The sequence below is a fragment of the Candidatus Komeilibacteria bacterium CG_4_10_14_0_2_um_filter_37_10 genome (assembly GCA_002793075.1).
Taxonomy (GTDB): Bacteria; Patescibacteriota; Patescibacteriia; order UBA1558; family UBA1558; genus UM-FILTER-37-10.
Genome location: PFPO01000031.1, coordinates 1 through 6,754 on the forward strand (window position 1 = coordinate 1; position 6,754 = coordinate 6,754).

At 36.1% G+C, this 6,754-nt stretch carries 8 protein-coding genes and 2 tRNA genes; all 10 read right to left on the minus strand.

Annotated elements, in window-relative coordinates; translation table 11 throughout:
- Positions 1–596: 596 nt before the first annotated feature.
- The 10 genes from COX77_01695 to COX77_01740 all read right to left on the minus strand — a co-directional run bounded on the left by COX77_01695 (position 597) and on the right by COX77_01740 (position 6,322).
- Positions 597–684, minus strand: a tRNA-Leu gene (locus tag COX77_01695).
- 203 nt (positions 685–887) lie between these two features.
- Positions 888–964 (minus strand) — tRNA-Gly (locus tag COX77_01700).
- Positions 965–1,072: 108 nt separating this feature from the next.
- Positions 1,073–1,300 (minus strand): hypothetical protein, encoded by a 228-nt coding sequence (locus COX77_01705; GenBank protein PIZ99376.1) that lies wholly within the window; start codon positions 1,298–1,300, stop codon positions 1,073–1,075.
- A gap of 88 nt (positions 1,301–1,388) precedes the next feature.
- A complete protein-coding gene (locus tag COX77_01710) occupies positions 1,389–1,697 on the minus strand; it encodes a hypothetical protein (protein ID PIZ99377.1) in 309 nt (102 codons plus the stop codon).
- Positions 1,698–1,732: 35 nt separating this feature from the next.
- A complete protein-coding gene (locus COX77_01715) occupies positions 1,733–2,296 on the minus strand; it encodes a hypothetical protein (protein PIZ99378.1) in 564 nt (187 codons plus the stop codon).
- Between the two features lie 139 nt (positions 2,297–2,435).
- Positions 2,436–2,900, minus strand: coding sequence for a hypothetical protein (locus COX77_01720; protein PIZ99379.1), 465 nt, complete (start codon positions 2,898–2,900; stop codon positions 2,436–2,438).
- A 151-nt stretch (positions 2,901–3,051) separates the two neighbouring features.
- Entirely contained in the window at positions 3,052–3,552 is a 501-nt protein-coding gene (locus COX77_01725) for a hypothetical protein (GenBank protein PIZ99380.1), read from the minus strand.
- 38 nt (positions 3,553–3,590) lie between these two features.
- Entirely contained in the window at positions 3,591–4,445 is an 855-nt protein-coding gene (locus COX77_01730; protein PIZ99381.1) for a hypothetical protein, read from the minus strand.
- A gap of 18 nt (positions 4,446–4,463) precedes the next feature.
- Positions 4,464–5,753, minus strand: a complete 1,290-nt coding sequence (tig, locus tag COX77_01735) for a trigger factor (protein PIZ99382.1) — start codon at positions 5,751–5,753, stop codon at positions 4,464–4,466.
- Between the two features lie 116 nt (positions 5,754–5,869).
- Positions 5,870–6,322, minus strand: a complete 453-nt coding sequence (locus COX77_01740) for a hypothetical protein (GenBank protein ID PIZ99383.1) — start codon at positions 6,320–6,322, stop codon at positions 5,870–5,872.
- Between the last annotated feature and the right edge of the window lie 432 nt (positions 6,323–6,754).

Below are 6,754 nucleotides of genomic sequence, written 5' to 3' on the forward strand. Positions count from 1 at the left end.
TCAACCAACTAACAACTTAATTAGCTGAGAGGAGAGCTTCCGCCTGTGGCGGAAATATAAATTCAGCTCTCCAGATAATAAATTTTCCATGTGGAAAGTATTAGGGCGGAAAAGATAGAAATAAATCCATCCTTATATTCCGACCTGCTAATCTTTCCTTAATCAATAGATACCGTGGTATTTATTGATTAATATAGCACTATACATCATTTACCATATTTTGTCAAGTATATTTTGACCCCTGGGGTTAATATACGCCCTAATATTAGAGAAAAAGAATTAATTAATAACCAACCCATGGGGTTGGTTATTAATTAAAATGGTTTGTTATCAATACAACTAAAATAAAAATACACTTGGGCCGAATCAAGCTCTGCTTGACGAGGTTAAGTGTATTTTTAAGAGGAATCCCGCTTCTCGCGAGAGGCGGGATGACGTGGTGCCCACAGCACCGTATGGTGCTGTGGTGGGCGAGGAGAGACTCGTCTTCGCCTCTACACGAGTCAAACAATTGACTCGCTCCTCACCATCAAACTAGTCTACTAATTACAAAGGCTTTGTTATCAACAAAGTCATAATATAAACATAAAACTTCGTGGTGGGCGAGGAGAGACTCGAACTCTCACGAGTGTTAAGCCCAATGGATTTTAAGTCCATCGCGTCTACCAGTTCCGCCACTCGCCCTTAATTATCGTTAATATAATAATCTGCCCCACTGCTTTTGTCAATTACTCAAACTCCTAAATTAATAACAAAAACATTCACTTGGTCTGAATCAAAGGTACTTTGATGAAGAAAAGTGAATGTTTTAAAAGGAATAATTTATTGAACGGCGGAGTGGATCGAGCTAGACTCGATACACGCAGCTGTGAGATAAATTATGACGTTGGAGCGGGTGACCGGGTTCGAACCGGCGACCTTTTCCTTGGCAAGGAAACGTTCTAGCCAACTGAACTACACCCGCCTACGCTACGCTTCGGCGGGCATTCCCGCAAATAACGAAGCATAATAACACTCTATATTAAGAGCAAAAAAAGTATAGCAAATAATAAAAATTTGTAAAGCCGCTTTGCTACCCTACCACAATCACTTTGTTGTGACTTTTACTACCACTAAGAATGCTTATTTTACTTTTATTAATTGACCAGTGCTGAGCAAGTATTTTTATCAGCGAGTCATTAGCTTTATTATCTACGGGCACAGCTGTTAAATATACTCGCAAACTTCCATTCACTAATTCTACCACCTTATTTTGACTGGCTCTAGTAATCACCTTAACCGTATATTTTTTATTTAACATTCTATAGTAGTAATTAATTGCTTGATTTAATTATTATAGCAAATATTGCCAAAAAAAATCCATCCCAATTATGAGACGGATTTGTTGATTAAATTAATGTTGTTAAGACTGCCATTATATTAGCAATCAATGCACGTTTTGCATTCTTTTTGAAAAAAGGGAAAGTAAATAAAAAAACGAAAACGTAAAGAAACAAAAATGGTACTACTACTTTTAGTATAAAAGTAGTAATTGCCATGGCTGCTGTGATAGCCAATATAACAACTGTGAATGACAAGAGCGTACCAACGGTAGCGCCAATATAAAAATTTAGCGTACCATCAATTTTGTCCTTGACACTGTAACGAAAAACTACTATTGCTAAAGCAAGAACAAGGGGAACTAGTGCTAAATTCATATGACATACTCCTAATAAAGTGGACTTGCAGTGAATTACTTTTCGGAAACAGGTTCTTGAAAATTTAACGCCCGAACCACTGCTTTGAAAGCCGGCCAGGTATGGTGCAAAAATCGTTCTTCGTCGAACCACTCTCCGTCATATGCCAACTCTTTAAGTTCTGTTAAGGCCGTTGAGGATCGAAAAAAAACCTTGCTGTACTGCCGATCGCGGACAAGACTGTCCATTTTACCGAGAATAAACTTTTTGAATTCATTCACTTGGTTATGTTTACTTGCTGCTTCAATAACAGCTAGTACCAAGAGGCAAGCACCTACGGCTTTGCAATCACAGATTAGCGGATTGAATTTACCGTTAATTCGGTAATTAATTTGCACAAGGCTGCCAAACCGAGTGCTAAACAAATTTTTGCTGCGCAAATAATCTGCCGTTTTTGTATCCTGACATAGCCAGTATTTAACCAGCTTGTCCGGTATTTCCTGCGGCTCAAACAATACCGCTTCGCGTAACTGCGGTTGATCGATCTTTTGATTGTTAACGATCAAGCATTCGCCTGATGCGTCAATATTCAATGGGACGTTGATAAATACATTACTCATTTTTGCTCCTTGACACTAGTGTGTCTATTTTGTTGTGAAAAAACTTTTTTTATTTCTCATCACAAATCACTAAATACTTAATGATCTCTGGTGAGAGCGTTAAGGTTTAACCATAACGCTTTGATAAAAGAGGTGGGTACTAAAAAATCTTTAGCTTTTTAAAAAAGTATTTTATTACCAAGTAGAAAGCTAGTACTACTATGGCTGGTGCAACTACTTGTTGAAAGCTGGCTGGATCTATTAAAAACCAAACGGCGACGAGTAATCCTACTATCAGCTTCCAAGGATTTTTCATCAACTTTTCTCTGGTTGATGATCCGATGGATGGTATTAGCCAACCAATCAAGAATGATAATCCACCAATCAATATACCAGTGGCAAACGTGCCGTGTATCAACCCAGCCATTAAAACAAATAGTGTTACAGTAGCGATAGTAATTGGTAGTAATGGTGGATACAGATTATGCAATTGGATTACCCAATTTTGAATATGGGAAATCCGTGGGGCATTTCTCTGACCAACTCTTCTGCGACCATGCATCGCATTAGAATATATCTTTAGAAATAAACCCAATGCAACAAGTACAAAACTAAGAAAAAACATTTTTAACCTCTATTTTTTACATAAAATTTAAGGAACTTATTTAATAAGCTATTATACATCTAAAACAAACTTCTGTCAAGCCTGCCAACCCCAGGGGTTAGAAAAAAATCGACCCCAGTGGTCGATTAAAGCGCCAATATTAGCACCAAAACTATAAAGTATTAACCTGTATCAATTTAAATTTATTAACCTCAGTATCCCAATAAGCAAAACCGGGTGCAAAAAACTGATTAGCTAGATTACCTGGACACAATATAGTCTTCTTGAATTGCTGTTCTAGCCATGGCTTATGCGTATGACCGTGAAATATGTACTTAATATTTTCATTGGTTAAATGCGCCCGATAACTCTTTGGTTCATGTACTAATAGTATTTTACCAAGATCAATGTCAATTATTAACTCATTGTGCCCAATGACTACGTTATTGTATTTGTTTTTGATTTTTTCATAATCCACATAACCGGTATCCATATTACCTAAGACCGCATATATTTGACCAGTAAAATTTTTGGCTAAATGATCAAATGTTGCTTCCGAACCTAAATCACCACAACAAAATATAGTATCAATAGAGTTTTGCTTAGCCCAAGCTAATGTCTTGATTAGGTTGGGAATATTGTCGTGAATATCGGAGATGATTATTATTTTCATATCATTATTTATAAAAAAATCGTTGGTCAACGATTGTTTTAATTATTTCTTAATTTTTTTAATAGTCTAATATTTATTATATCGTTACCTCGGTCATCTGCTGGCGTCTCTAAAATAGCATTAACTTTTTCAAATCTTTTATCTTGTAAGATAAGTTTAAATCCTTCCTGGCCAATTTGGCCTTGGCCAATATGTTCGTGCCGATCTCGCCGCGCATTAAATTCTGTTTTAGAATCGTTAAAATGAAACAACTTAATTCTTGCCAGACCAATTTGCTGAGCTAATTGCTTAATAGTTTTTTGATATGCTGATTTGGTTCTAATGTCATAGCCGGAAGCAAAACCATGACACGTGTCATAACAAACACCAATAACATTCTTCTTCGCTAATTTCTTTTCTGTACTTTTAATGATGTACGATATCTCAGCTAGACTATCGCCGATAATATTACCAGCACCAGCTGAGTTCTCGATCAAAAATTGGGCACTACCATGATATGTTCGCAATATCTTTATCAGACCAGCGATTACTTGTAATAAAGATTTTTGCCGACTTAAATTATTAGCACTACCCAAGTGTGTCATTACATAACGCGCTCCCAATATCGACGCTCTGTCTAGTTCCTCACGAATAATACGAATAGAGTTATTACTAATTCTTTCATCGCTCGATGCCAGATTAATATAGTACGGTGTATGAATATAACACTCCTTAATATTACACTTTTTGCTCGCTTGCTGAAATTCTAACGCGATTTTTTGGTTTAATAATGGCGCCGTTCCCCCTCGTGGCGACCGTGAAAAAATCTGAATTACTTCAGCGCCAACTTTCTGAGCGTACTGCGGGCCGTTAATAAAACCGCCAGCAATTGAGGCGTGCGTACCGACTAACATATAGTTGGAAAAAAACTGTTACTTCTTAATATTGTGCTCTCTTAAGCATTGTAACACTTTCTCATTATTCAGGGAATTTTCTATATATTTACGATAACCATCACTCTGCAAATTATTCTGCGCTGTTTCATTATCGCGATAAGTATCGGATAATCTTTTGATTTCGGCCAATAGCTCTTCTTCTGTTACGCGAATGTTTTCTTTCGTTGCTATTTCTCGCATCACTAGCGCGGTCTTTACTCGTCTAATTGCGCCTTCAATAAAATCATGCTCCAGAGAATGCTCGTCTTTCTTGATACTAGATAAATAGTGTTCCCAAACCATTCCTTGTGCTTCAATTGAGTCTTGCAACTCATGAATCATTTTGTGCTGTTCGCTATGTACTAATATTTCTGGCAAATCGCCGAAAGACGTATGTTCAACAATTTTTTCTAGCATTTCAACTTCTGATCTTTGCTCCTCTTTAAAATCCTTTTCCGCTTGCATGTTTTCTTTCACCTTATCCCGCAACTCAGCTAAACTCTTTGCTCCAGCCACTTGTTGTGCGAAGTCATCATTTAATTCTAGCATTTCCCGACGGTAAACATTAATTACTTTAACAGTAAACTCTGCTGGTTGACCTGCTAACTCTTTTTTATAATACTCAGTAGGAAAATTAATCGTAAACTTCTTCTCTTGTCCAACGCTCATACCCACAATCTGCTCTTCAAAGCATGGGATCATTTGTTTGTTACCGACAACCAAAGGATACTTTTCCGCTTGACCATTCTCTAATGGTTGACCATTAACTATGGCGGAAAAATTAATCTCCGCCTTATCGCCCATTTCTACTGCTGATAATTTTATTACTTCTTTTGCTCTCATCTCTTGTAATTCTTTTAGTACTTTGTCTATTTCCTCGGCCTTCACCTCTACTTTCTTTTTTTCAATCTGTAAATCCTGATAGGCGCCAATTGTCACCTCTGGCAACAAAGCAACTTGGGCAGTAAAAATCAAATCATTGCCCGGTGCAAATTTACCAATATCTATTTTCGGTTGGCCAATGGTGTTAATTTTATTTTCCGTAATTGCCTGCCAATAATAAAAAGTAATAATATCATCCAGCGCCTCTTCATAAATTTTCATTTCGCCAAAGTTTTTAACTACTGTTTCGTAAGGTGCTTTGCCCGGACGAAAACCAGGAATCTTACCGTGCTCCGATAAATGAGTTGCTGCTTTTTTCACCCATTTATCCATTTCTATTGGGGTAATGGTAATAGTTAATTCTAACTGCGATTTTTCTAATTTTTTTTGTTCAACTTGCATGATAAAATATTATTAATAATTTGCTTAATTCTAGCATTAATAGCTACTTTTTTCAACCCCTGGGGTTGGCTAAAAAAACAAATATAAAAGAGTTGCCATTCTGACAACTCTTTTCATAATTATTGCACGTCAAACCATTTAAGGTGTATCGACAAACCGTTGATAGCCAAAAGTGGATTTATTTCGTTTTTAATCAAACTATCCAGCGCTAACAGTTGCTCCTTCTCATATGGATTATAGAACAAGGATAACTGCTTGGAATTAATATTATTAAACTCATGTAGTTGATATTGAACAATACCATTTACCATTTCATAAGCTTGATAATGCGTTTTGTGGCTTAGTCTTTCTGGACTATAAAACAATTTGTTTAGATCAGTAACAGTAATACCTACTTCATACTTAAGTGTCCGAACTTTAGGGTTATCTGTTATTGGTTGCACTGATGAGCACGCAATCATATTTTTGGGTAGTTGCACAAAGTCTGACCACTCCAAAACATAAACTCCATTTTCATAAGCTTTAACTCCTTGATTATCAGGAATAACAATATAAAGTTCATTCGAATACATCCTTCTGGAAGAATTCTCGACTATGATAGCATATTCAAAAAACAACGAGCTAAAACAAATATACAAAACAATACCACAAGAAAACAGTGCAAAGATACTTATTATTTTATGCAGTGTTTCCTTTTTCCAATCCTTATTGTAACAGATTGTTTTATTCACACGGTTAAGGGTAATAAGTGCACCGAGCAAAATAAATAATGATAAAAACAACAGACCAAGAAATAAATTAATGAATGAAAAATTATTAACGAACATTGAGTGCCTCTATTTTTTAATGATACAAATTTATTAATTAATATAGCACTTTACACCGTTTGCTGTATTCTGTCAAGTCTTTTCGGTAATGTGCACACACATATTGCACTTTCTAGTAAACTAGGGCTATATGTCAAAAACTATGCCAAAATCAACACAAGAAGAAAAATATAGGTG